The sequence below is a fragment of the Coleofasciculus sp. A1-SPW-01 genome (assembly GCF_040217205.1).
GTDB lineage: Bacteria > Cyanobacteriota > Cyanobacteriia > Cyanobacteriales > Coleofasciculaceae > Coleofasciculus > Coleofasciculus chthonoplastes_A.
Genome location: NZ_JAVJNP010000010.1, coordinates 26428 through 47433, shown reverse-complemented (window position 1 = coordinate 47433; position 21006 = coordinate 26428). Strand labels below are relative to the sequence as shown.

At 45.1% G+C, this 21006-nt stretch carries 21 protein-coding genes and 1 pseudogene; 15 read left to right on the top strand and 7 right to left on the bottom strand.

Translation table 11 applies throughout. From position 1 onward, the window contains the following. Positions 1-4 precede the first annotated feature (4 nt). A complete protein-coding gene (locus RH949_RS01610) occupies positions 5-352 on the bottom strand; it encodes a hypothetical protein (protein WP_446351709.1) in 348 nt (115 codons plus the stop codon). Continuing rightward, positions 352-2319: a hypothetical protein gene (locus RH949_RS01605; RefSeq protein WP_446351708.1), complete on the bottom strand. Its 1968-nt coding sequence runs from the start codon at positions 2317-2319 to the stop codon at positions 352-354. Before RH949_RS01605 ends, RH949_RS01610 begins: the two co-directional genes overlap by 1 nt. A gap of 431 nt (positions 2320-2750) precedes the next feature. On the opposite strand from RH949_RS01605, the gene psaA reads away from it, so the two are divergent. Beyond that, complete coding sequence (gene psaA, locus RH949_RS01600; RefSeq protein ID WP_446351717.1) at positions 2751-5006, top strand: photosystem I core protein PsaA; 2256 nt, start codon at positions 2751-2753, stop codon at positions 5004-5006. A 155-nt stretch (positions 5007-5161) separates the two neighbouring features. Beyond that, positions 5162-7390 (top strand): photosystem I core protein PsaB, encoded by a 2229-nt coding sequence (gene psaB, locus RH949_RS01595; RefSeq protein ID WP_446351707.1) that lies wholly within the window; start codon positions 5162-5164, stop codon positions 7388-7390. A gap of 189 nt (positions 7391-7579) precedes the next feature. Here psaB and RH949_RS01590 read toward each other — a convergent pair whose 3' ends face one another. Beyond that, positions 7580-8107, bottom strand: a complete 528-nt coding sequence (locus RH949_RS01590; RefSeq protein WP_446351706.1) for a hypothetical protein — start codon at positions 8105-8107, stop codon at positions 7580-7582. Between the two features lie 174 nt (positions 8108-8281). Here RH949_RS01590 and RH949_RS01585 point away from each other — a divergent pair, with 174 nt between their 5' ends. After that, positions 8282-10612, top strand: a complete 2331-nt coding sequence (locus tag RH949_RS01585; protein WP_083799245.1) for a tetratricopeptide repeat protein — start codon at positions 8282-8284, stop codon at positions 10610-10612. Positions 10613-10681: 69 nt separating this feature from the next. Here RH949_RS01585 and RH949_RS01580 read toward each other — a convergent pair whose 3' ends face one another. Further along, complete coding sequence (locus RH949_RS01580; RefSeq protein WP_006106074.1) at positions 10682-10894, bottom strand: helix-turn-helix domain-containing protein; 213 nt, start codon at positions 10892-10894, stop codon at positions 10682-10684. A gap of 120 nt (positions 10895-11014) precedes the next feature. Here RH949_RS01580 and RH949_RS01575 point away from each other — a divergent pair, with 120 nt between their 5' ends. From RH949_RS01575 to RH949_RS01555, 5 genes are all read left to right on the top strand, one after another. Continuing rightward, positions 11015-11485, top strand: coding sequence for a hypothetical protein (locus tag RH949_RS01575; RefSeq protein WP_006106120.1), 471 nt, complete (start codon positions 11015-11017; stop codon positions 11483-11485). Between the two features lie 106 nt (positions 11486-11591). Continuing rightward, positions 11592-11822, top strand: coding sequence for an addiction module protein (locus tag RH949_RS01570; RefSeq protein WP_044211050.1), 231 nt, complete (start codon positions 11592-11594; stop codon positions 11820-11822). Beyond that, positions 11819-12115: a type II toxin-antitoxin system RelE/ParE family toxin gene (locus RH949_RS01565; protein WP_006106102.1), complete on the top strand. Its 297-nt coding sequence runs from the start codon at positions 11819-11821 to the stop codon at positions 12113-12115. Before RH949_RS01570 ends, RH949_RS01565 begins: the two co-directional genes overlap by 4 nt. Before the next feature lie 193 nt (positions 12116-12308). Further along, positions 12309-13415, top strand: coding sequence for an AAA family ATPase (locus tag RH949_RS01560; RefSeq protein ID WP_044211048.1), 1107 nt, complete (start codon positions 12309-12311; stop codon positions 13413-13415). After that, positions 13415-14095: a DUF3226 domain-containing protein gene (locus tag RH949_RS01555; protein ID WP_446351705.1), complete on the top strand. Its 681-nt coding sequence runs from the start codon at positions 13415-13417 to the stop codon at positions 14093-14095. Before RH949_RS01560 ends, RH949_RS01555 begins: the two co-directional genes overlap by 1 nt. A gap of 37 nt (positions 14096-14132) precedes the next feature. Here RH949_RS01555 and RH949_RS01550 read toward each other — a convergent pair whose 3' ends face one another. Next, positions 14133-14264, bottom strand: coding sequence for a hypothetical protein (locus tag RH949_RS01550; RefSeq protein ID WP_006106107.1), 132 nt, complete (start codon positions 14262-14264; stop codon positions 14133-14135). Here RH949_RS01550 and RH949_RS01545 point away from each other — a divergent pair. Continuing rightward, positions 14257-14584, top strand: a pseudogene (locus RH949_RS01545) (type II toxin-antitoxin system PemK/MazF family toxin). The gene RH949_RS01550 and the pseudogene RH949_RS01545 sit on opposite strands and share 8 nt — an antisense overlap. 98 nt (positions 14585-14682) lie before the next feature. Here RH949_RS01545 and RH949_RS01540 read toward each other — a convergent pair. Further along, positions 14683-14895: a helix-turn-helix domain-containing protein gene (locus tag RH949_RS01540; protein WP_006106080.1), complete on the bottom strand. Its 213-nt coding sequence runs from the start codon at positions 14893-14895 to the stop codon at positions 14683-14685. Between the two features lie 121 nt (positions 14896-15016). On the opposite strand from RH949_RS01540, the gene RH949_RS01535 reads away from it, so the two are divergent. The 4 genes from RH949_RS01535 to RH949_RS01520 all read left to right on the top strand — a co-directional run bounded on the left by RH949_RS01535 (position 15017) and on the right by RH949_RS01520 (position 17786). After that, positions 15017-15487: a hypothetical protein gene (locus RH949_RS01535; protein WP_446351704.1), complete on the top strand. Its 471-nt coding sequence runs from the start codon at positions 15017-15019 to the stop codon at positions 15485-15487. A 198-nt stretch (positions 15488-15685) separates the two neighbouring features. Next, on the top strand, positions 15686-16294 hold the full coding sequence (locus tag RH949_RS01530; RefSeq protein ID WP_446351703.1) for a hypothetical protein: 609 nt from the start codon (positions 15686-15688) through the stop codon (positions 16292-16294). 186 nt (positions 16295-16480) lie between these two features. Beyond that, positions 16481-16717 carry a hypothetical protein gene (locus RH949_RS01525; RefSeq protein ID WP_006106127.1) on the top strand — a complete coding sequence of 79 codons (237 nt, stop codon included), beginning with the start codon at positions 16481-16483 and terminating at the stop codon, positions 16715-16717. A gap of 310 nt (positions 16718-17027) precedes the next feature. Continuing rightward, positions 17028-17786, top strand: a complete 759-nt coding sequence (locus RH949_RS01520; protein ID WP_006106093.1) for a phosphoadenylyl-sulfate reductase — start codon at positions 17028-17030, stop codon at positions 17784-17786. 160 nt (positions 17787-17946) lie between these two features. Here RH949_RS01520 and RH949_RS01515 read toward each other — a convergent pair whose 3' ends face one another. Next, positions 17947-18843, bottom strand: a complete 897-nt coding sequence (locus RH949_RS01515) for a glycine betaine ABC transporter substrate-binding protein (RefSeq protein ID WP_446351702.1) — start codon at positions 18841-18843, stop codon at positions 17947-17949. Between the two features lie 277 nt (positions 18844-19120). On the opposite strand from RH949_RS01515, the gene RH949_RS01510 reads away from it, so the two are divergent. Together RH949_RS01510 and RH949_RS01505 are read left to right on the top strand one after the other, a co-directional pair. Continuing rightward, entirely contained in the window at positions 19121-20041 is a 921-nt protein-coding gene (locus RH949_RS01510; RefSeq protein ID WP_446351701.1) for a DUF928 domain-containing protein, read from the top strand. A gap of 74 nt (positions 20042-20115) precedes the next feature. Beyond that, a complete protein-coding gene (locus tag RH949_RS01505; protein ID WP_006106143.1) occupies positions 20116-21006 on the top strand; it encodes a metallophosphoesterase in 891 nt (296 codons plus the stop codon).

Here is a 21006-nt window from a genome sequence, read left to right as displayed (position 1 = left end):
TTGCTTACTGCTGAGATCCTAACCCACCGTTCACCGTAATACCGTTTTTCCAAGTATTCGCAACAGATGTAATCTGCTTTCCGTGCCCCTTGAGATCCCCCTTCCGTCCCCCTTCAAAAGGGGGAGACCAGATGTTGCTTCGCTTTTTTTCCATGGGAGAGACCAGATGTTGCTTCGCTTTTTGTTCCATGGGGGAGACCAGATGTTGCTTCGCTTTTTGTTCCATGGGGGAGACCAGATGTTGCTTCGCTTTTTTTGCACGGGGAAGCCAGAGGATGCTTCGCTTTTTTTCCATGGGAGAGACCAAAGAAATCTTCGCTTTTTGTTCTATGGGGAAGCCAGTTATTCGCATTATCTTTCAATCAGTTCGGGTAAGGTTGGTGGCAAGTCAGCGTCAGGAACGACAGGCTTAATTGTTGGTGTTGGCGAGGGAGTTGGCGTGTTTTCTTCCGATTCAGGGGATTCCGGCGGTAATGGTTTATCGGGAGTTACTGATTTTTCTGTTGCCTCTTCTGGGACAGTTTTGGTTGTCTCTGGGTTCGATTCCGTGTCCTCTGGAATCACTTCAGATGGCTGTGGAGGAGTTTTTGGGGCTGGAGTTACTGGTTCGGTTTCCGCTTGGGGTTTTTCTGGGGATGTTGGAGTTTTATCCAAAGGTGTAGATGCTTCGGGTTCTGGCTGAGATTTGGTTTCCTCAGTCACGATATCCGAGGCTTCCTCAGGAGTTTTTTGGGATGGAGTTACAGGTTCTCTATCGGCTTGGGGTTCCTGTGGCGATGTTTGGGTTTTATCAAGGGGTGTAGATGCTTCGGGTTTTGGCTGAGATTTGGTTTCCTCAGTCACGATATCCGATGTTTCATCAGGATTTATCTGGGGTGAAGTTACAGGTTCTCTATCGGCTTGGGGTTCGGGCGGCGACTCTGTTTCCTCTGGCAAAACTTCAGGTTCAGGTAACGGTGTTTCTAGTTCTTCTGGTTGTTCAGGGGATGGGGTAGGAGACACTTTGGGTTTTTGGAATCGTTCCCGGATGGTTTGATAGAAGCGATTGAAAAAGCCACGGGTGGGGGATTTGTCTGTGGGTGTGGCTTCAGGAGTTTCCAAGTCTTTGGCTGAGGGGAAGGTTTCATCGGGCGTAGCAGGTTCTACGACTGTGGGAGAGTCTTCCCCTGTTTTGGTTTCAGGTATTGGTTTTTCTTGAACAGGTGTTTCGGGTTCAGGGGTGGGAATTTCTTCGGGTATCTCTGGTTCAACCGTTGGTTCTTCTTCAACAGGAGTGGGAGACACTGACGGTATTGGTGTTGGCTCTACTGTAGGCGATGGAGTCGGTTCAGGGGCGGGTGTCGGGGTTACTTCTGGCGTGGGTGTTGGTGCGGCTTGAACTTTATAGTTGGGATCGATAAGGCTACGGGCAACTTCAATAGAGAGTTCGTTCCGCATTAACTGAGAGAGTGTGTCATTGCCCCCCGGTTGATAACTAATTAGCCGCGCTGTGTTATTGTAGGCGTTTTTAACCGGATTTCCTTGCTCATCCAGAAACTCTAGCTGCACCCAGTTTTTACCGGGTTTAAAGCCGTTGAGATAAACGGACTGCCAGCGATCAAGGGTAAAACTTTCACCATTGATGGTGACGCGAATTTGCCAATCGACAATCTCGTCTTCTGGGTTTTCTTGGGCGACAAGGTGCAGGGGAGCATTTGTCAGGTAGTAGTCGAGCAGGATAGGTTCAGTACCATAGCTGCCTAGGGGATGGTTGTAGGTTAAAAGCGGTAGGTTGGCTACCGGATTATTATCGTCAGTTTTGGTAAATACGTGAAATGTGGTTTGAGCGTAGGCTCCTTCATTTTTAAAGCTTTCATGCCAAGGACGAGCGGCGAACACTCTTAGGGTGTGGGTTCCGGGGGATAAGTCTTCCAAGATTAGGGGTTTATCGACGTTGTAAACCGGAATATGAGACTGATTGTCAAGAATTACGTTGAGATGAGGACCCATGTTTAATTCTGGGTTTTTGAACAGGGGTAAGTCCTGCACCTGGAATTTTACGGAGACGGTGGTGTCTTGGAGAATCTGATCCGGAGTGGGACTCAAGATGGTGACTTGAGGCTGATAGCTTTCTAAGCGGCGGTTCAATTGCTGAATCACTGGGGGTGGGGCGACTTCTGAAAGTTGTGCCACTGGTTTGGTTGGCGGTGGGACTTCCTCTTCAATGGGGGGTAAGGTTTCGGTGCGATCGCCACATGCCACCAGTCCCACCATCAGTACTACTACCAGTACGACTGAACAAATTGCTCTTACTGTTTTCCACCAGAGATTCCTAGCCAACACACCATCTCCTCAACTAATTCTGCTCATTAGGAACTATAGCGAACAATGGCTCCTCCTCTACTCCTCCTCTACATGATGGATGGGGGAGATAACGAAGGACGAAGGACGAATGACCAATCTGAGATTAAACCCATCTATTGTTTAGTTTTGTAAATTTTATCGATCACACTCTTGACTTTTTTGGGAGTTTGCTCAAATCAAAACCCAAAGTAGACCTTGATTTGCTGAAATTTGAATTTTTGTTAAGTGCAGCCCAAGACTGCCTCCAGCAAGACCTATCATCAACAAAAGAGTTATCCCCTAGATTTCAACGGGGATATCGTTTTTCCAGGAAAGTTACGCCAAAAGCGGTACTTTCCGCTAAATTGATAAAAAAGCAAACTTCCTTTTGGATATTTCTCGTTCCTTGTATAGAGAGGAGACTCCTGATGACAATCAGCCCTCCTGAGCGGGACACGAAGGCAAAGGTAACAGTTGATAAAGATCCCGTTCCTACTTCATTTGAGAAGTGGTCTAAACCGGGACATTTCGACCGTACCCTAGCCAAGGGACCAAAAACCACCACTTGGATTTGGAACCTTCACGCGAACGCTCATGATTTCGATAGTCATACCAGTGACCTAGAAGATGTATCGCGCAAAATCTTTAGCGCTCACTTCGGTCACCTAGCGGTTATTTTTGTCTGGTTGAGCGGCATGTATTTCCATGGCGCTCGGTTTTCCAACTACGAAGCTTGGCTTACTGATCCAATTCATATCAAGCCAAGCGCTCAAGTAGTCTGGCCCATCGTGGGTCAAGACATTTTGAATGCGGATGTCGGTGGCGGGTTCCACGGCATTCAAATCACGTCAGGATTCTTCCAAATCTGGCGTGCATCTGGAATCACGAATGAATTCCAACTCTACTGCACCGCTATTGGTGGTCTAGTCATGGCAGCCCTCATGCTGTTTGCTGGCTGGTTCCACTACCACAAGCGGGCGCCCAAGTTGGAATGGTTCCAGAATGTAGAGTCCGTAATGAACCACCACTTAGCTGGATTGTTAGGTTGTGGATCATTAGGTTGGGCGGGTCACCAGATTCACGTCTCTCTGCCGATCAACAAGCTACTGGATGCTGGGGTAGCTCCTGAGGATATTCCTCTCCCCCACGAGTTCATCCTGAACAAGAGCTTGATGGCAGAGTTATATCCCAGTTTCGAGCAAGGGTTGAAGCCTTTCTTCACCCTGAACTGGGGGGCGTATGCTGACTTCCTCACCTTTAAAGGTGGGTTAAACCCAACCACAGGTGGATTGTGGCTCTCAGACACCGCGCATCACCACTTAGCGATCGCGGTTCTGTTTATCATCGCAGGTCACTTCTACCGGACGAACTGGGGAATTGGTCATAGCTTTAAGGAAGTTCTGGAAGCTCATAAAGGTCCCTTCACTGGTCAAGGCCACAAAGGGATGTATGAGATCTTCACCACCTCCTGGCATGCTCAACTGTCCTGGAACTTAGCGCTGCTCGGTTCGCTGACCATTATCGTGGCGCATCACATGTACGCGATGCCTCCGTATCCGTACTTAGCCACCGATTATGGAACGCAATTGTCCATCTTTACCCACCACATGTGGATTGGTGCATTCTGTATCGTTGGGGGGGCTGCTCACGCAGCGATCTTCATGGTGCGGGACTACGATCCGAATATTCATGTGGATAACCTGTTAGATCGGGTACTTCGTCACCGGGATGCGATTATTTCTCACCTGAACTGGGTTTGTATCTTCCTCGGCTTCCATAGCTTCGGTCTGTACGTTCACAACGACACGATGCGAGCGTTTGGTCGTCCTCAAGATATGTTCTCGGATACGGGGATTCAACTCCAACCGATCTTTGCTCAGTGGGTGCAGCATTTGCATACCCTAGCTCCCGGCGGAACCGCTCCCAATGCCCTAGAACCTGTCAGCTACGCCTTTGGCGGTGGCATGGTTGCTGTGGGTGGCAAAGTGGCAATGATGCCCATCACCTTGGGAACGGCGGATTTCTTAATCCACCATATTCACGCCTTCCAGATTCATGTCACCGCACTGATTCTGCTTAAAGGTGTGCTATACGCCCGGAACTCTCGTTTGATTCCTGACAAATCATCCCTGGGTTTCCGCTTCCCCTGCGATGGTCCAGGTCGGGGTGGTACTTGCCAAGTATCAGCTTGGGATCATGTTTTCCTCGGTCTGTTCTGGATGTATAACTGCATCTCGATTGTGATTTTCCACTTTAGCTGGAAGATGCAGTCCGATGTGTGGGGAACAGTGGCGTCCGATGGTACCGTGTCTCACATCACGGGCGGTAACTTTGCCGCCAGCGCCATTACGATTAACGGTTGGTTGCGTGACTTCCTCTGGGCGCAAGCCTCTCAGGTGATTAACTCCTACGGTACAGCGTTGTCAGCTTATGGCATCCTGTTCTTAGGCGCTCACTTTGTCTGGGCATTCAGTTTGATGTTCCTGTTCAGTGGTCGCGGCTACTGGCAAGAGCTGATCGAATCCATTGTCTGGGCGCATAATAAACTAAAAGTGGCTCCAGCGATTCAGCCTCGCGCTCTGAGCATCGTTCAGGGTCGGGCTGTGGGGGTAGCTCACTACCTCCTAGGAGGAATTGTCACCACTTGGTCGTTCTTCCTGGCACGAATCCTATCAGTCGGATGACGGCTGTTTGAATCGATACCACTATAAAGCAGGACACCATGTCTTGCCTGTCTCGACCCCATCCCAAACTGGAACTTCGGTTCCAGGGGGTCAAAAAAGACAGAAAACGAGCAGCAAAAGCATAAGTCTCTGTAGGATTTCCTAACGAAAGACAGATGGCAACAAAATTTCCGAAATTTAGCCAGGATCTCGCTCAAGATCCGACAACACGTCGAATCTGGTACGGAATTGCCACCGCCCATGACTTTGAGAGCCATGATGGCATGACGGAGGAAAATCTTTATCAGAAGATTTTCGCCTCTCACTTCGGTCATCTTGCAATCATTTTCCTGTGGACCTCTGGCAGTCTGTTCCACGTCGCCTGGCAAGGCAACTTTGAACAGTGGATCAAAGATCCGCTCAACGTCCGTCCGATCGCCCACGCGATTTGGGACCCTCAATTCGGTCAACCGGCTGTTGATGCGTTTACTCAAGCCGGTGCGTCTAACCCTGTTGATATTGCTTACTCTGGGGTGTATCACTGGTGGTACACCGTAGGGATGCGGACAAATGGGGATCTGTATCAAGGGGCATTGTTCCTCCTGGTGCTATCCGCCGTCTTCCTGTTTGCAGGTTGGCTGCACTTACAACCCAAGTTCCGTCCCAGCTTGGCTTGGTTTAAAAATGCTGAGTCTCGCCTAAACCACCACTTAGCGGGTTTGTTTGGGGTGAGTTCCTTAGCATGGACGGGTCACCTGGTTCACGTTGCGATTCCCGAAGCTCGGGGACAGCATGTGGGTTGGGATAACTTCCTGTCCGTCAAGCCACACCCAGCGGGTTTAGCTCCGTTTTTCACAGGAAACTGGGGGGTTTATGCCCAGAATCCAGATACAGCCAACCATATCTTTGGTACGTCCGAAGGTGCTGGCTCTGCGATTCTTACCTTCTTAGGTGGGTTCCATCCTCAGACTGAATCCCTGTGGCTGACCGACATTGCTCATCACCACCTAGCGATCGCTGTTCTGTTTATCATTGCGGGTCACATGTACCGGACGAACTTCGGTATTGGACACAGCATGAAAGACATCATGGCAGCGCACAATCCCCCTCCGGGAACCCCGTTTGGTGGTTTGTTGGGTGAAGGTCACAAAGGAATCTACGACACCTATAACAACTCGCTGCACTTCCAGTTAGGTTGGCACTTGGCTTGCTTAGGTGTAGTTACCTCGCTGGTGGCGCAACACATGTATTCCTTGCCGCCTTATGCGTTTATGGCGCGGGATTATACCACGCAGGCAGCGTTGTATACTCACCACCAATACATTGCGGGCTTCTTAATGGTTGGTGCTTTCGCCCACGGAGCAATCTTCCTGGTGCGGGACTACGACCCCGAAGCGAATAAGAACAATGTGTTGGCACGGGTATTGGATCACAAGGAAGCAATCATCTCTCACTTGAGCTGGGTTTCCTTGTTCCTCGGATTCCACACCTTAGGTCTCTATGTTCACAACGATGTGGTTGTAGCATTTGGGACTCCTGAAAAGCAAATTCTAATTGAGCCAGTTTTCGCTCAATGGATTCAAGCGGCTCACGGTAAGCTGCTCTATGGATTCGATGCGCTGCTATCCAATCCTGATAGCATTGCGACCACGGCTTGGCCCAACTACGGGAACGTTTGGTTACCCGGTTGGTTAGATGCGATTAACGATGGTACGAACTCCTTGTTCCTGACCATTGGTCCTGGTGACTTCTTAGTTCACCACGCGATCGCACTCGGTCTGCATACCACCACCTTGATTCTGGTCAAAGGTGCGTTGGATGCCCGTGGTTCTAAGCTGATGCCCGATAAAAAAGACTTCGGCTACAGCTTCCCCTGCGACGGTCCCGGTCGTGGCGGCACTTGCGATATCTCCGCTTGGGATGCTTTCTATCTAGCCATGTTCTGGATGCTGAATACCATTGGTTGGGTAACCTTCTACTGGCACTGGAAGCATCTGGGCATCTGGCAAGGCAACGTAGCTACATTTAATCAGAACTCAACCTATCTGATGGGTTGGCTACGTGATTACCTCTGGCTGAACTCCTCTCAGCTAATCAACGGGTACAACCCGTTTGGAACCAATAACCTGTCTGTTTGGGCTTGGATGTTCCTCTTAGGACACCTGGTTTGGGCGACTGGCTTCATGTTCCTGATTAGCTGGCGTGGTTACTGGCAAGAACTGATTGAAACGTTGGTTTGGGCGCACGAGCGCACTCCTCTGGCGAACCTGGTTCGTTGGAAGGACAAGCCGGTTGCTCTGTCCATCGTTCAAGCTCGTGTGGTTGGTTTAGCTCACTTTACTGTGGGGTATGTCTTAACTTACGCGGCGTTTGTGATTGCCTCGACTGCGGGTAAGTTCGGTTAGCGAACTGAAGCCTTGTAGGTAATTAAATAAATCCCCTGCCTTCGGGTGGGGGATTTTTCGTTTAAGCCCTTTTTTACCCCAGCGACTGGAAGTCACGGCTACGCAAACAAAGTCCGCCTACGCGGACTTAGGAGCTAGCTAACCTAGATTGGGTTGCACTTACACCAGGGAGAATTTAAATCCATCATTCTATGCAGCTATGGCTTCAACGTTGAAATTATCGGTTTTCCTCTTCTCTATTAGTGAAGCTGTATCGTCAATTATCAAAAAAACTGTTTCTTGTTGCAATTCTGTTAGCAATTGGAGGATGAAGTCTTCTAACTTGGGAAGATGGTGCAGCAGTTCTGCCTCTGTCATCCAAACTTCGACTTCAAAAATTGACTCACTGATGAGGCGATAATCACTACTTTTATAGAAACCGACAAATTTTTTACAAATACTGCCCCCAAAACATTCACTCAATAGTTGGTTGGCTTGTTCCACATAAGCCGAAGTTTCCCAAGGAATATCAATATGAATGGTAGACGGAATTAACAGGCGAAGTTTATGGTTCATTATTTTGCAGATGCGAATTTTGGATGACGTTTTTAACGTTTGGTCTACTTTCGCAGACAAATTTTTACCTGATAGTGGGACATTGACCGAGTTGAGAGTGTTGGGTAAATGTTGCGAAGTTGGTTCTTCTGCAAGGATTTGAGCAGTATGTTGTAAAGACATCAGTGTATCTCCTCAAAACGTTCCATTTGTTTCAAGCCTATCGAGGTTAGTGAGTTAATGTCCAGACGAAATAAATGTAAATAAGTCTTGATTTCTTATTCGCACGTAACCACACTTATCGGCATTGTGAATATTTTTGAGTACAGTAGAAGTAAATCCATCTAATTATCACTTATGACTCAGCAACGCAGAAGAGGTTTTCTGGCTAGCCAAGATGGTTCGAGACATCTTGACAACAAAATGCGCGAAATGAGTTATACCCAAGAACGTCTAGCAACAGAGGCGGATGTTAGCGAACAGCAGGTTAAAAATTTATTACATCCTCACTGGGGACGTAGAACTCAAAAAGACGCAATCCAGAAAATTGCCAAAGTCCTCCAGCTAGAACCCACAGATATCGTCGATCCCAATGATTGGTATCCACCTGTTCAAACCAGAGAGTCTACTGACTCACTTGTCGTTAAACCGAGTCGTGAACATTTAAGCACACTCCCGAATCAGAACCTACCCCCACAGGATTATAAATTCATCGGTCGTGAAAAAGAACTATGCGACTTGATGAGATACCTATCTGAGGATCATGCCGCTCCAATTATTACAGTAGATGGGATTGGTGGTGTTGGAAAGACGGCTTTAGTTGTAGAAGCAGCATATCGCTGTCTTGAGTACAGAGAATACGGAAATGCTAGATCTGATAGTTCTACCCTTTCAAAAATTACTTGTGAAATCCCCTTATTTGATGCAATTATTTTTACCTCTGCCAAAGAAAATCAACTTTTACCAGACCGAATTTTAGATAAACTCAATCCTCAGCGTACACTCCAAGAAATTCGGAGAACAATTTCAATTACATTAGATGATCCGTCAATCATGCATGAAAATGAGGTAGAACGAATAAGGAAAAGACTCCGACAGCAAAAAGTTTTATTAATTATTGATAACCTGGAAACAATCGAAAATAAAAATAGAGTCTTATCTTTTCTTTACGAATTACCTAAAACTGTTAAATCAGTCATTACTACCCGTGAGCAAATAGGTGTTTGTTTTGTCCCTATTCGCCTAGATTCATTATCTAAACGAGAAAGTAAACAACTAATCCAGCAGCAAGCTGATGATAAAGGAATTTCTCTAACGAATGAGGATAAAAATAACCTGATTAAAGCTAGTGGAGGGATTCCTATTGTCATTATTTATACTATGGGTCGTTTAGCCATGAGCAACTCTATCACAACAGTATTGGCAGACTTAAAAAGTAACCATAATGATGTAGCTCATTTTTGCTTTAAACAGTCAGTCGATGATCTCAAGAGGCAACATGAACATGCATATAGGTTACTGATGTCTATAGCTATCTTTCACAAATCACCTGATCGAGATGCAGTTGTTGAAGTTGCTGGACTCAGTACAGAACCAATGATTTCAATTAATAAGGGGTTAGAAAAAATGCAACAGATTTCTCTGATACGCCTTTACAAAGGACGTTATATAATGTTGCCTTTGACCCGTGAGTATGCTTTAGCAGAATTACGCAAAAATCAAGAGTTTAAAAAAGAAGCTTTGAATCGATGGCTAGAATGGTATAAAAAATTTGCTAAAAAACATCATGAGCCAGAAAAAAAGCCAGAGCGATTTGTCGCAGGGTACAATCGCTTACACGAAGAGTGGGAAAATATTTTAGCTGTTCTTCGCTGGTGTAAAGATGAAGAACGTTATGAAGATGTTAAAGAACTCTGGTCATATTTGAATAACTATGCTAATCTCAGAGGTCATTGGCAAGATAGGCGATTCTGGCTTGGCTGGATTATTAAAGCATCTACATTAAGAGGGGAGCATAAGACTACTTTGGGAGCCAAGTCTCGTAAGGGACGAACATTATTACTGATGGGTAAACCCAACGACTTAGAAAACGCCGAGAAACTTTTATTGGAAGCATGGGAATTACGCCAATACGGTGATTTTGATGATTTAGACTACTTAACCAATCACTTAGCTGGACTTTATCTTCGCTTAGAAAAGCCTGAAGAAGCACACAAGTGGTTGAACCGAGAACAGAAAATTCTGAATGATACAAATTTGACAAACGAAAAGCGTATTGCTCATCAAATTTATATAGATAGAGAACGATCAGAAGTATTATTTGAGCAAGGTCGATATTCTCAAGCTCAAGCTCTTTGTAATCAGGTGATTCAAGAATCAGAAAAAATTCAAAATCAACGCCAGAAAAATTACAGTCAAAAAATTCTAGCTGATATTGCTATTGCTGAAGGTGAATTCAATAAAGCTGAAAATCTTCTTGTCATTGGATTTGATGAGGTTAAAGCGGCTAAAGACAAACGTAGAACAGCCTATTATTTGGCTTCTTTTGCTAATCTAGAGAAGGCTAAATGTAATTTTGATAAAGCACGAGAATATGCAAACAAAGCCCATAATTATTTTATCGAGCTAGGTATGATACGAGATGCTAAAAAAGTCAAATCATTGTTGAATTCCATAAGTTGTAAATAGGGGTTGCTGAATAAATGTTAAACCCAAGGCAGTTTAACGCTAGTAGTGTTCAACGGAAGTGTATCGCGTCTACTCCTCTAAAATCTCAACCACATCCTCAATCATCACATCAAAGGTTCGAGCCAACTTATAAATCGCGGTAAAGTCTACCATTGACAACTCGGAACGGCGGGCATAGCTTTTGACCGTGTTGTACGTCACGCCAGAACGATCAGCAACCTCTTTGAGCGTCCAGCCTTTCTCAGCCGCCAGTTCGCGAATTTTCAGCCTGACTAAACCCATACTTGACTATTGGTGCAATTGCACCTTATGATAATTCCGATATATAAAGCGATCGCTCTCCCAGTCTGACAAACTTAAGAGCGATCGCGCCAATGTCCCATTAAATGGGATGTAATTTCTATGTTATCAACACATACCACAAAAACGCCCACCTTTGAAGCCTCAAAGCTCAATTACAAATCCTCCACCCGTCACCCCTTGGCACGATTCGTCACCGTCGAAACTGTCGCCTTGCTGTTTAACCGCTCTCCTGACGAGATTTATCGCATCGAATGCTGGCAACATATCGTTTATGTTCGCGGTAAAGGTTTGAGCCGATTCGTCAGCTATGCAGACTTTCCGCCAATCCTGGAAGCCGAACCTCCCACGCCTCAAGACATGGTGCGCTGGCGCAAGCGCTGGAAATCTCAAATTGCTCCAGAGTTTTGGACAATATTCTATAGATATCAGTTCAACCGAGCAAAGAGTGAGTCGCAATTGCTAGCGTGGGGACAATTTGTTGCTCTGGTAAAAGGATTGTTATCAACAGCCGCCTTACAACACCTGCGCCAAGCCTACCAGCTAGAACAATATTGGTGGCGTCACTTTTGATAACTGAATCTGGCTTAACCAAGGCAACAAGACGATGACCGATCAACGTGCGATCGCAAGATATGATTATGATAAGGATAGTTGCCCATCTTGAGCTAAAACTCCTATGACCCTCAAACAGCTTGAAGCTGAAGTCCTTGCTCTGCCTAAAGACTCTCTAGTTGCATTGCTGGCGCGACTTCTGGAACATTTGAGTCAACTCAGTGAAATTGACCAGGATGTTGAACGTGTTTGGACTCAAGAAGCTGAAGCACGCGATCGCGAAATAGACGATGGTCAAGTCACTGGTATTCCGGCTGAGGACGTGTTTCAACAGATTCGTGCGTCCTGGCAATGAAAACGGTTATATTTCATCCATTGGCAAGTCAGGAGTTAACCGATGCCATAGCCTATTACGAAGCGCAACAACCGGGACTTGGCTTGGAGTATTTAGAAGACGTCGAAAATACAGTTAATCTCCTCAGAATTTATCCAGAAGCGGGTTCAAGAGTTCGAGGTTCTATTCGTCGTCTCATCCTGCCCAAATTTCCTTACTTTCTACTCTATCGCCTCCTGGAAAACAACCAAATTCGGATTTTGGCATTAGCGCATCACAAGCGCAGACCCCAGTATTGGAGAAATCGTAAGTAGTTAATAACGTGTGTTTTAATTACGTGGTTAGCTTGGCAAGAAACGCCAGGAATGCCAATGGGACAAGCCTACCAGCTAGAACAATAGACGATGACCGATCAACGTGCGATCGCTCATTATCACCCAGCTATGACCACAGTGACGATTAGCCTCTAAGATAAGAAATAATCACTGCTCCTTTAGCTAAAAGTTTATGTTACGTGATCTCACTATACAAAACTATCGCTGCTTCAAGAACTTTCATATCGATAGGTTAGCGCGAGTCAATTTACTCGTGGGTATGAATAATTGTGGAAAAACCACATTATTGGAAGCTGTGTATCTATTCGTTAATCAAGGCAATCCTCAACGTTTAGCCTATTTACTCCATAACCGAGGTGAACTGGTTGAACGCTCCAGCTTTAGCCTGCCCGGTGAACCCCCCCACCCTCAGTTTCACTATCAAATTAGCCATCTATTTTATGGTCATGCACCGAGCTTAAATTCAACAATCAGTTTTAGTTCAACCCAAGATCAGAATTTACAAGTTGAAATTATTAGACAAAAACTAGAGACACCTCAACTTCGCAGTCAAACTCAAATTACAACTCCCTTTGAATTGGTTATTCGATTAAACTCACAAGAAGAAACCTATCATGTTCCTGTATATTCTGATGATTCAATAGAAGCTAGATGGCTGACATTCCCTGGATTTTCCAATCAATATTCTGGTTCATCAAAGCCAGAATACAAATTCTTGAATAAAAGTTGGTTTGTTCCAAGTAATAATTTAAGCAACCTGGACATATCTGCTATATGGAATGATATTACTCTTACACCAAAAGAAGATCAGGTAATAGACGCTTTGAAAATATTAGATAAAAATATAGAACGAATTAGTTTTACAAGCAAGCCAAACTTCAATAGTGGTATTCTGTTGAGGCGTCATAAAGAATACCCAATTCCTCTCAGTAGCATGGGCGAAGGTATGCGACGCATTTTAAACTTAGCCATGGCAGCCGTGACAGTTGAGAATGGTGTCTTGCTGATAGACGAAATTGAAACAGGTCTATATTATGAAGTCCAGACTGATATGTGGAGATTTATACTAGAAGTAGCCAATGAATTAAACATACAAGTTTTTGCGACAACTCATAGTTGGGACTGCATTTGTGCGTTTCAAGAAGCCGTGGATGAATTCGATGATCCATCAGTGAGCAAATTATTTCGATTGAGTCGTAAGGGTGAAGATATACGTCCGGTTGAATATCCGGCTGATGAACTATCCGTCGCTGTACGCCAAAGTATTGAGGTGCGTTAATGCCAAAAGCACGAAAACCTCCTTTACCCAAACCTCAGCAGTTATTGTTGGTTGAAGGGAAGAATGACCAACATGTGATTTGGGCTTTATGTGAACAATATAACCTACCAGAAACCTTTTCTGTAGAAGTACCGGGGAAAGAAATCGATAGAGGAGGGATTGACGAAATTTTAGAGAGTTTAAAATTGAGAATCAAACAACCCAAATTACAAACATTAGGAATTGTCGTTGATGCTGATCAAGATTTACTGGCACGATGGCAAGCTATACGAAATCGACTCGTGGAGAGTGGATATCAGACGATTCCGACAGTACCTCCTCCAGATGGCTGGGTGTATACACAACCAGACAAACCTAAAATAGGCGTTTGGTTAATGCCTGATAATCAACTTCCTGGAATGTTGGAAGATTTTGTTGCCCATCTAATTCCCTCTGATGATAATTTGCGTCCAAAAGCCGAGGCGATTTTGGAAGAGATTGAACAGTTGAAATTGAATCGTTACACGCCAATTCATCATCCCAAAGCCTTAATTCATACCTGGTTAGCTTGGCAAGAAACGCCAGGAATGCCAATGGGACAAGCCATTACTGCACAGGTACTGAGTTATAATGCTGAAATCGCGAACAAGTTTGTTGAATGGTTAAAACGTCTATTTGAGTTAGCGGATACTTCAGAATAAATGTAGCAAATCAAGGGTTAATGACGAATGAAAAATGTCACGTATTTTTGACAGTTTTTTCTGTCTCTTGTTCTGATTCATCTCTGACTTGAAAATACCAGTAGAGGTTGGCAACGGCTAAGTTTGAGGCGTTTTCCAGGTTTGCCGGAACTAAGGTTTTTATGGTCACGGATTACTGGGCAAAAGCTCAGTCAACGGCAACAAAACTGCGTCCGGCTGTAGTGTTATGGGTAGATTCTACAGGTGATGACATAACCCTCTGCTTTATTTCATCTCAAAATCTAACCCGTCTCAGTCCAGATGAATTTGTTCTAGATGCTTCAGATCCCGAATTTTCCAATACTGGACTAAAGGTTGCTTCTATAAGTTAGGGTGACACGAATCGTTACTCTTGAACGTCGGTTGATTACACGACGTATCGGTCAGTTAGGAGTCAATCAAATTCAGCGATTGAACTCAGCTATGCTTCAAGCCTTTCAACTCTTGTAATTGAGTTTAATGTGATGCTCGTGTTGATTTGGTTCTACAGTAGTGTATGCGATCGCGAGCAACTCCTCTATACTAAAAGTTTGGCGCTTGGCTTACGTCTACTCTTCCACAATCTCAACCATATCCTCAACCATCACATCAAAGGTGCGAGCTAGCTTCTGGACAGAAATAAAGTCAATCTTTGACATTCCAGGACAACGAGCATAATGCCTCACGGTGCTGTAAATGACGCCGGAACGCTCAGATACTTCCTTGAGTGTCCAACCCTTCTCTTGTGCAAATTCTCGAACCTTAAGCCTGACTTGCCCCATACTTGACAAGTGATTGCATACCGTCATTTAATGAATTAATCGGAAAAAGCGATCGCCCTTCCAAGTCTGACAAACCCAAGAGCGATCGCCCAAACACCCCATGAAATGGGAAGTATCTTCTATGTTATCAACACATACCACAAAAACGCCCACCTTTGAAGCCTCAAAACTAAATTACAAGTCATCCACCCCTCACCCCCTGGCACGATTCGTCACCGTTGAAACCGTCGCCTTGCTGTGTAACCTGTCTCCTGACGAGATTTATCGCATCGAATGCTGGCAACATATCGTTTACATTGACGGTAAAGGTTTGAGCCGATTCGTCAGCTATGCCGACTTTCCACCCATCCTGGAAGCTGAACCCCCTACCCCTCAAGACATGGTTCGTTGGCGCAAGCGCTGGAAGTCTGCAATTGCGCCAGAGTTTTGGACAATATTCTATAGATATCAGTTCAACCGAGCCAACAGTGAATCACAGTTGCTAGCGTGGGGACAATTTGTTGCTCTGGTGAAAGGATTGCTCTCAACAACCGCCCTACAACACCTGCGCCAAGCCTACCAGCTAGAACAATATTGGTGGCGTCACTTTTGACGCAGCGCTAACTCTAGCTTAACTAGAGCAGTACTTACGCAGCCACACTATATATATTGGTTAAGGTGCGTTACGCACGCCCCGTGCGCCCAAATAATTTACTGCACTCGTCGTCAGCGCTTATTCCCTTCCCGGTAGAAGGTTTAGGTATATTAGGGTTAACACTATTTATTTAGCATTGGCGATCAGCCATTCATTATGAGCAAAGCTAGGATTCTTGACCCATCCGAGAGCTATACGTTCAGTAAATATGCTCAATTAGCCTACGATACGGCTGATATCTTAGCTGAATTCGGTGTCACCCTCAAAAATAGCTCACTTCAACTCCCCCAGCAGTTGCCAATTGATCTAGAACCCCTGAGAATAGAACTGCAAGAAAATCTCATGTTAGTTGATCCGGTTTCAGAGATAGCTAGACGTGAAGCCTTGATTTTTCCGATTCTCAAAACGATTTGTAAGTTTATTCAAGTTCCCCTCAAAATTGAATATCCCGTGCGAGTGAGTAACTGGCTCAAAGGCAGTTTTGATTATTTCATTTCTACTCCACAAAATTTATTAGTGATTGAAGCGAAAAATGCTGATTTAGCCAGAGGTTTTACTCAGTTAGCGGTAGAATTGATCGCCCTTGATCAATGGACGGATTCAACTGTTCCGATGCTCTATGGCTCGGTGACAACAGGAGACACCTGGAAATTTGGTATTTTCCAGCGTCAAGAAAAAATAATTCACAAAGATATCAACACATACGCCATTCCTAGCGATCTGAATTGGGTGCTTTCTACTCTGTTTGGTATAAGTTTGAGTTAGGTGCATATAATGTAGGTTTTTTGTCCCAATACCTAACAGGTAGGATAGACTCTCAACACAACCGGACATGGTGTAATGTGCCTTTGCTAGCTGGCTATTTGCTTCTCAGCGCCAAATCCCCAGTTGATCAGCCACCCTATATTTTGCCTGGTGGCACCACCGCTCTACAACATCAAGTTTCCAAGCTTGTGGTTAGAACAATCCGCCTTACTCACTGGAGATTTAGCCAGAGTCTTGGCACTCGTGCATCAGGGGATAACCACAGCAGCACATCAGGCTTTGCGTGTTACCGAGCGTGTTACTGAGCGAAGCGTTCGACTGAACTTCGACAGGCTCAGTTGCCGCGCTCACGCGGCTCGACTGAGCGCTCGCCGAACGTCCGAAGTCCGAGGTGTTGCCTATTGCCTATTGACTATTGCCTAGCGCGTAGCGCTATATCAGAATTATCACTAGACGAGTGATATCCTCCCACTCTATCGGGTAGAGGCGTGAGGCGTCTCGATAGATTAAGGGAATGAGCGCGATCGCTCTCCCTAAAATGATACAAAACTTAATTTTATCGTCACTTAATTGTCTCCAACTGCATTGTCGTAGACAATTAGGCGTGGTAAAGTTCAATGTGGTGTAAAAGTACAGTAAACCGACCAATTTACCGTAGATTAAATCGGTACAATATAAATCACGGAACTGGAAACAACCACAAGACTGGTAGGAAGACTGGGAGTTTAGGGAAATGGTAAGTGCGATCGCACAGAAAACTCAACTGGATCTAGAGGGAGTCAATCGACAACTCGTCGATGCCAATGCTACCTCAATGGTTAAATGGGCAGCCGAAACCTTTAGCGATGGTTTGGTGATGAGTACCAGCTTCGGCATCCAATCAGCGCTGATGCTGCACTTAGTCACTCGCATCGTGCCTGACATTCCCGTAATTTGGGTCGATACAGGGTATCTACCCCCAAAAACCTACAGATTTGCTGAACAGTTAACCAAACAATTAAATCTAAATCTACACGTCTATCAGTCACCCATTAGTCCAGCCCGTATGGAAGCCCTCTATGGCAGACTCTGGACAAAAGATGATCCCGAAGCGCTGAATTTGTACGACTATATGCGTAAAGTCGAACCCATGCAACGGGCATTACGAGACTTAAAGGCAACAGCCTGGTTAGCCGGATTGCGGGCTCAACAGACACATCACCGTCAGACATTGCGTCCAATCGATATTCAGTCTGGGATTTACAAGGTATTACCCATTCTTAACTGGAGTAGCCAAGATGTCCATGAGTACATCACGGAACACAATCTGCCCTATCACCCCTTGCGTGAACTTGGCTATGCGACTGTAGGCGATTGGCACTCAAGCCGCCCAGTAACGACAGAAGATCAGCACGAACGCGACACCCGCTTCCGGGGAATTAAGCAAGAATGTGGTTTACATTTGCCAAAAACTCAAGGTGAAGCCCAGAGTCTCGATTCCAGTTCACTTTGACTTCTCCTCGGCATAGATGAGCGCGGATTATCATTAAAAGGATACTTCGGAACGAGGTAATTCCTTCCCAGCACAGTTTTCTGGGCGCAAGCCTTGCGCCCCTACAAAATTCATCCAATTAGGTGTACCACTATAATGACACAACATCAATTATTCTCAATCAGTCTAAAAAGCCTTCTTGAATCAGAAACTCTCTAGCCACCTCAGCAGGTTCGCGCTTTTTGCCACTCACTTCATAATTCAGTCGTCGCATCGTTTCATTCGTTAACTTGGGCGCTAGCTGATTCAGCGCGTCTCGAATTCCTGGATGCTTCTCCAGTGTTTCTTGGCGCACCACTGGTGCAACTTGATAGGGCGGAAAAAAGTTTTGATTATCTTCTAATACAACCAAATTAAACGCGCTGATTTCACCATCAGTACCAAATGCCACAGCAACATCGGCTTGACCTTCACTTAAGGCTTGATATCTTAATCCTGGATCAGCAGGAATAAATTTTTCAAGCTGAAAGTCCCCATAAACTTGTTTTAACCCCGGTAATCCATCCTCACGCACCTCAAATTCTGGTGGACCAATCAGAGTTAATTGATTTGCCTGATCAACCATATTAGAAATTGTTTTAATATTATAGTCTTTCGCCCCCTCTGGCGTCATGACCAAAGCTTGCGTATTATTCATCGGTGCAGGTTCTAGCCAAACCAGATTATATTTCTCCTGATAACTATCCGCCACTGTTTGATAAACCTGCTGCGAATCACTACTGACAGGACGATTTAATACAGTTAACAAAGCCGTCCCCGTATACTCTGGATATAAATCAATTTGACCACTTTCCAAACCCGCTTGCGCCACAGGGGTTCCGCCTAAGTTGAGCTTCCGTTCGACATCAAACCCTTGGTTCTCCAGTACCAACGCATACATTTCCCCTAAAATAAATTGCTCAGTAAAATCTTTCGATCCGACCTTAATTGCACTCCCACCCCCCTGACACGCGATCGCGAACAGCATCGTCAACACAGCCAGTCCAATCAGCGTAACAGTTCGACGCATTCGGGGCATAAATCTACCAAGTCTCAACATTCTTGTATAGTACCAAGAAACAGATCAGTTTCCTACTAAGTGGCTGCTGATCCAAAACTGAGAGTGACATACCTCATCACTACTTTATAAAGTAAATATTACGAAAATACCCATGTTTTTTTTGTGAATTATGGCGGATATCTCATGGAAGGTTCCCTGTTACACACCGCTAACTTTAATTGTGTCCACCTACTTAACAAATCAATTCCATTCTTTTTAATTCGTCCTGTGGACATCTGGATCACGTCCAGTCCTCATGACCAATGACCGGGAAAGCTATACTGAATTTATAGTCATGCAGAACGCGATCGCGAATACTATGATTTGTCATAAAAATTGGATGCTCGCTGGTTTAAGCTCATGGATAAGTCTAATTGGATTAGCAATTTCACAGCCAGCTCAAGCCGAGTCTTGGCTTGTCACAAATTTTAATAATGAAACTCAAATTAAAGATTTGGTAAAGTGTGGCTATGCCAAGGAACAAATTACGCTGAATGCTCCTGACAAAGAAGTCTTGAATCAATTAGACATTACACCAGGAAATAGGATTGAAGACTATGCCGCAACTCGTTGCCAAGGATACCGCCCGCCGATTCCGTTAATGGCGTTAATCCCTCAATCTACATTTGGCAAAACTCTCGATGAATATCCAACATTATATTTTTATATTCCGGACGTAAGTTTAAAAAATGTTAAAGCTGAGTTTAGTTTCTACGATCAAAACTTAAAAACTATCATTTATGAAAAAGAAATACCACTACAAGTGAGTGATAGCATTGTTGCTGTTGATCTAGCCAATGCTCCAAATTTACCCCCCTTAGAGGTGGGCAGACCCTATTTATGGTATTTCAGTATCATTTTTGATCAGTATGACCGCAGTGACAGCACTTATGTCGCGGGGTGGATACACAGAGTTACGCCAAATTCCCAAATTAATCAGGAATTAAACAGAGCTACACCTGAGGCGAAGCCTGCTATATATGCCAATCATGGGATTTGGTATGAAACTCTTGACAGTCTAGTCCAGTTGCGTTGTTCCGAGCCTGAGGATTCTACTCTAGCATCAAATTGGCAATCTGTATTGCAGCAAGTTGGATTATCCGACATTGCTAGAAAACCGTTGGCGCAATGTCATTCAGCCCTAATAGCCGATCAGTTCTCGGAATCGACGGAGTAACCTGAGTATAGGGGATCACAAGGAACCCATCCAGTTTAGCGCTAAGCTAATCTGGGATCATTACAACCAATACTATGGCGTGGGTATTTTCAGGACAATTAAGGGTTGAGCGGATAACGGTTGCGATCGCGAATTTGCCGCCGTCGTTGCAAGGAACCAAATTGGTACAGCTTACCGATTTACATTATGATGGTTTTCGCCTGTCGGAAGCGATGTTAGCTGAGGCAATTCAAGTCAGTAATCAGGCTGAACCAGATTTAGTGCTGTTAACCGGAGACTACATCACATATCAGCCAGAACCGATTCATCAACTGGTACGGCGATTAAAATACCTGGAAAGTCGTGCTGGAGTCTATGCGGTACTGGGAAACCACGATATTTATCATCACCAAGCCAAAACCACAGTCACTGAGGCGCTAACCCAGATTGGCGTGCGTGTTTTATGGAATGAAATTGTCTATCCTTTAGGGAAGGAATTGGCATTGGTGGGATTAGCGGATTTTTGGTCGCGTGAGTTCAATCCCGCCCCGGTGATGAACCAAATCGATCCTCAAATACCCCGTATCGTCTTATCTCATAACCCAGATACGGCTGAACCTTTGCAGGAATGGCGCATTGATTTACAACTATCGGGTCATACCCATGGGGGTCAAGTGGTTATTCCCGGATTTGGACCCATCGCCTTATTGCTACCGATTCTGCGGCGATATGTCCCTCGACCTCTGCACAAATGGATTCCCTTCCTGAGAGAATGTTATCAAGTGGTCGATCATTGGGAATGGGGACAAGGAATGCATCAGATTGGTGCAAATTGTATGTATGTGAATCGTGGATTGGGAACTTACGCACCTGGACGCCTATTTTGTCCGCCAGAAGTTACCATAATTACTTTGGCGAGGGCAAAGGGAACAGGAAACAGAGAACAGGGAATCAGCAAACCAGTATCGCTAGAAACAGGGAACTAA

Coding starts and splice junctions, on each gene's coding strand:
- RH949_RS01540 (WP_006106080.1), bottom strand. CDS start 14,895: ATGGGGCAAGTCAGGCTTAAGGTTCGAGAATTTGCACAAGAGAAGGGT.
- RH949_RS01535 (WP_446351704.1), top strand. CDS start 15,017: ATGTTATCAACACATACCACAAAAACGCCCACCTTTGAAGCCTCAAAA.
- RH949_RS01515 (WP_446351702.1), bottom strand. CDS start 18,843: ATGCCCCGAATGCGTCGAACTGTTACGCTGATTGGACTGGCTGTGTTG.
- RH949_RS01575 (WP_006106120.1), top strand. CDS start 11,015: ATGTTATCAACACATACCACAAAAACGCCCACCTTTGAAGCCTCAAAG.
- psaA (WP_446351717.1), top strand. CDS start 2,751: ATGACAATCAGCCCTCCTGAGCGGGACACGAAGGCAAAGGTAACAGTT.
- RH949_RS01510 (WP_446351701.1), top strand. CDS start 19,121: ATGACCAATGACCGGGAAAGCTATACTGAATTTATAGTCATGCAGAAC.
- RH949_RS01585 (WP_083799245.1), top strand. CDS start 8,282: ATGACTCAGCAACGCAGAAGAGGTTTTCTGGCTAGCCAAGATGGTTCG.
- RH949_RS01570 (WP_044211050.1), top strand. CDS start 11,592: ATGACCCTCAAACAGCTTGAAGCTGAAGTCCTTGCTCTGCCTAAAGAC.
- psaB (WP_446351707.1), top strand. CDS start 5,162: ATGGCAACAAAATTTCCGAAATTTAGCCAGGATCTCGCTCAAGATCCG.
- RH949_RS01555 (WP_446351705.1), top strand. CDS start 13,415: ATGCCAAAAGCACGAAAACCTCCTTTACCCAAACCTCAGCAGTTATTG.
- RH949_RS01530 (WP_446351703.1), top strand. CDS start 15,686: ATGAGCAAAGCTAGGATTCTTGACCCATCCGAGAGCTATACGTTCAGT.
- RH949_RS01560 (WP_044211048.1), top strand. CDS start 12,309: ATGTTACGTGATCTCACTATACAAAACTATCGCTGCTTCAAGAACTTT.
- RH949_RS01580 (WP_006106074.1), bottom strand. CDS start 10,894: ATGGGTTTAGTCAGGCTGAAAATTCGCGAACTGGCGGCTGAGAAAGGC.
- RH949_RS01505 (WP_006106143.1), top strand. CDS start 20,116: ATGGCGTGGGTATTTTCAGGACAATTAAGGGTTGAGCGGATAACGGTT.
- RH949_RS01565 (WP_006106102.1), top strand. CDS start 11,819: ATGAAAACGGTTATATTTCATCCATTGGCAAGTCAGGAGTTAACCGAT.
- RH949_RS01610 (WP_446351709.1), bottom strand. CDS start 352: ATGCGAATAACTGGCTTCCCCATAGAACAAAAAGCGAAGATTTCTTTG.
- RH949_RS01520 (WP_006106093.1), top strand. CDS start 17,028: ATGGTAAGTGCGATCGCACAGAAAACTCAACTGGATCTAGAGGGAGTC.
- RH949_RS01590 (WP_446351706.1), bottom strand. CDS start 8,107: ATGTCTTTACAACATACTGCTCAAATCCTTGCAGAAGAACCAACTTCG.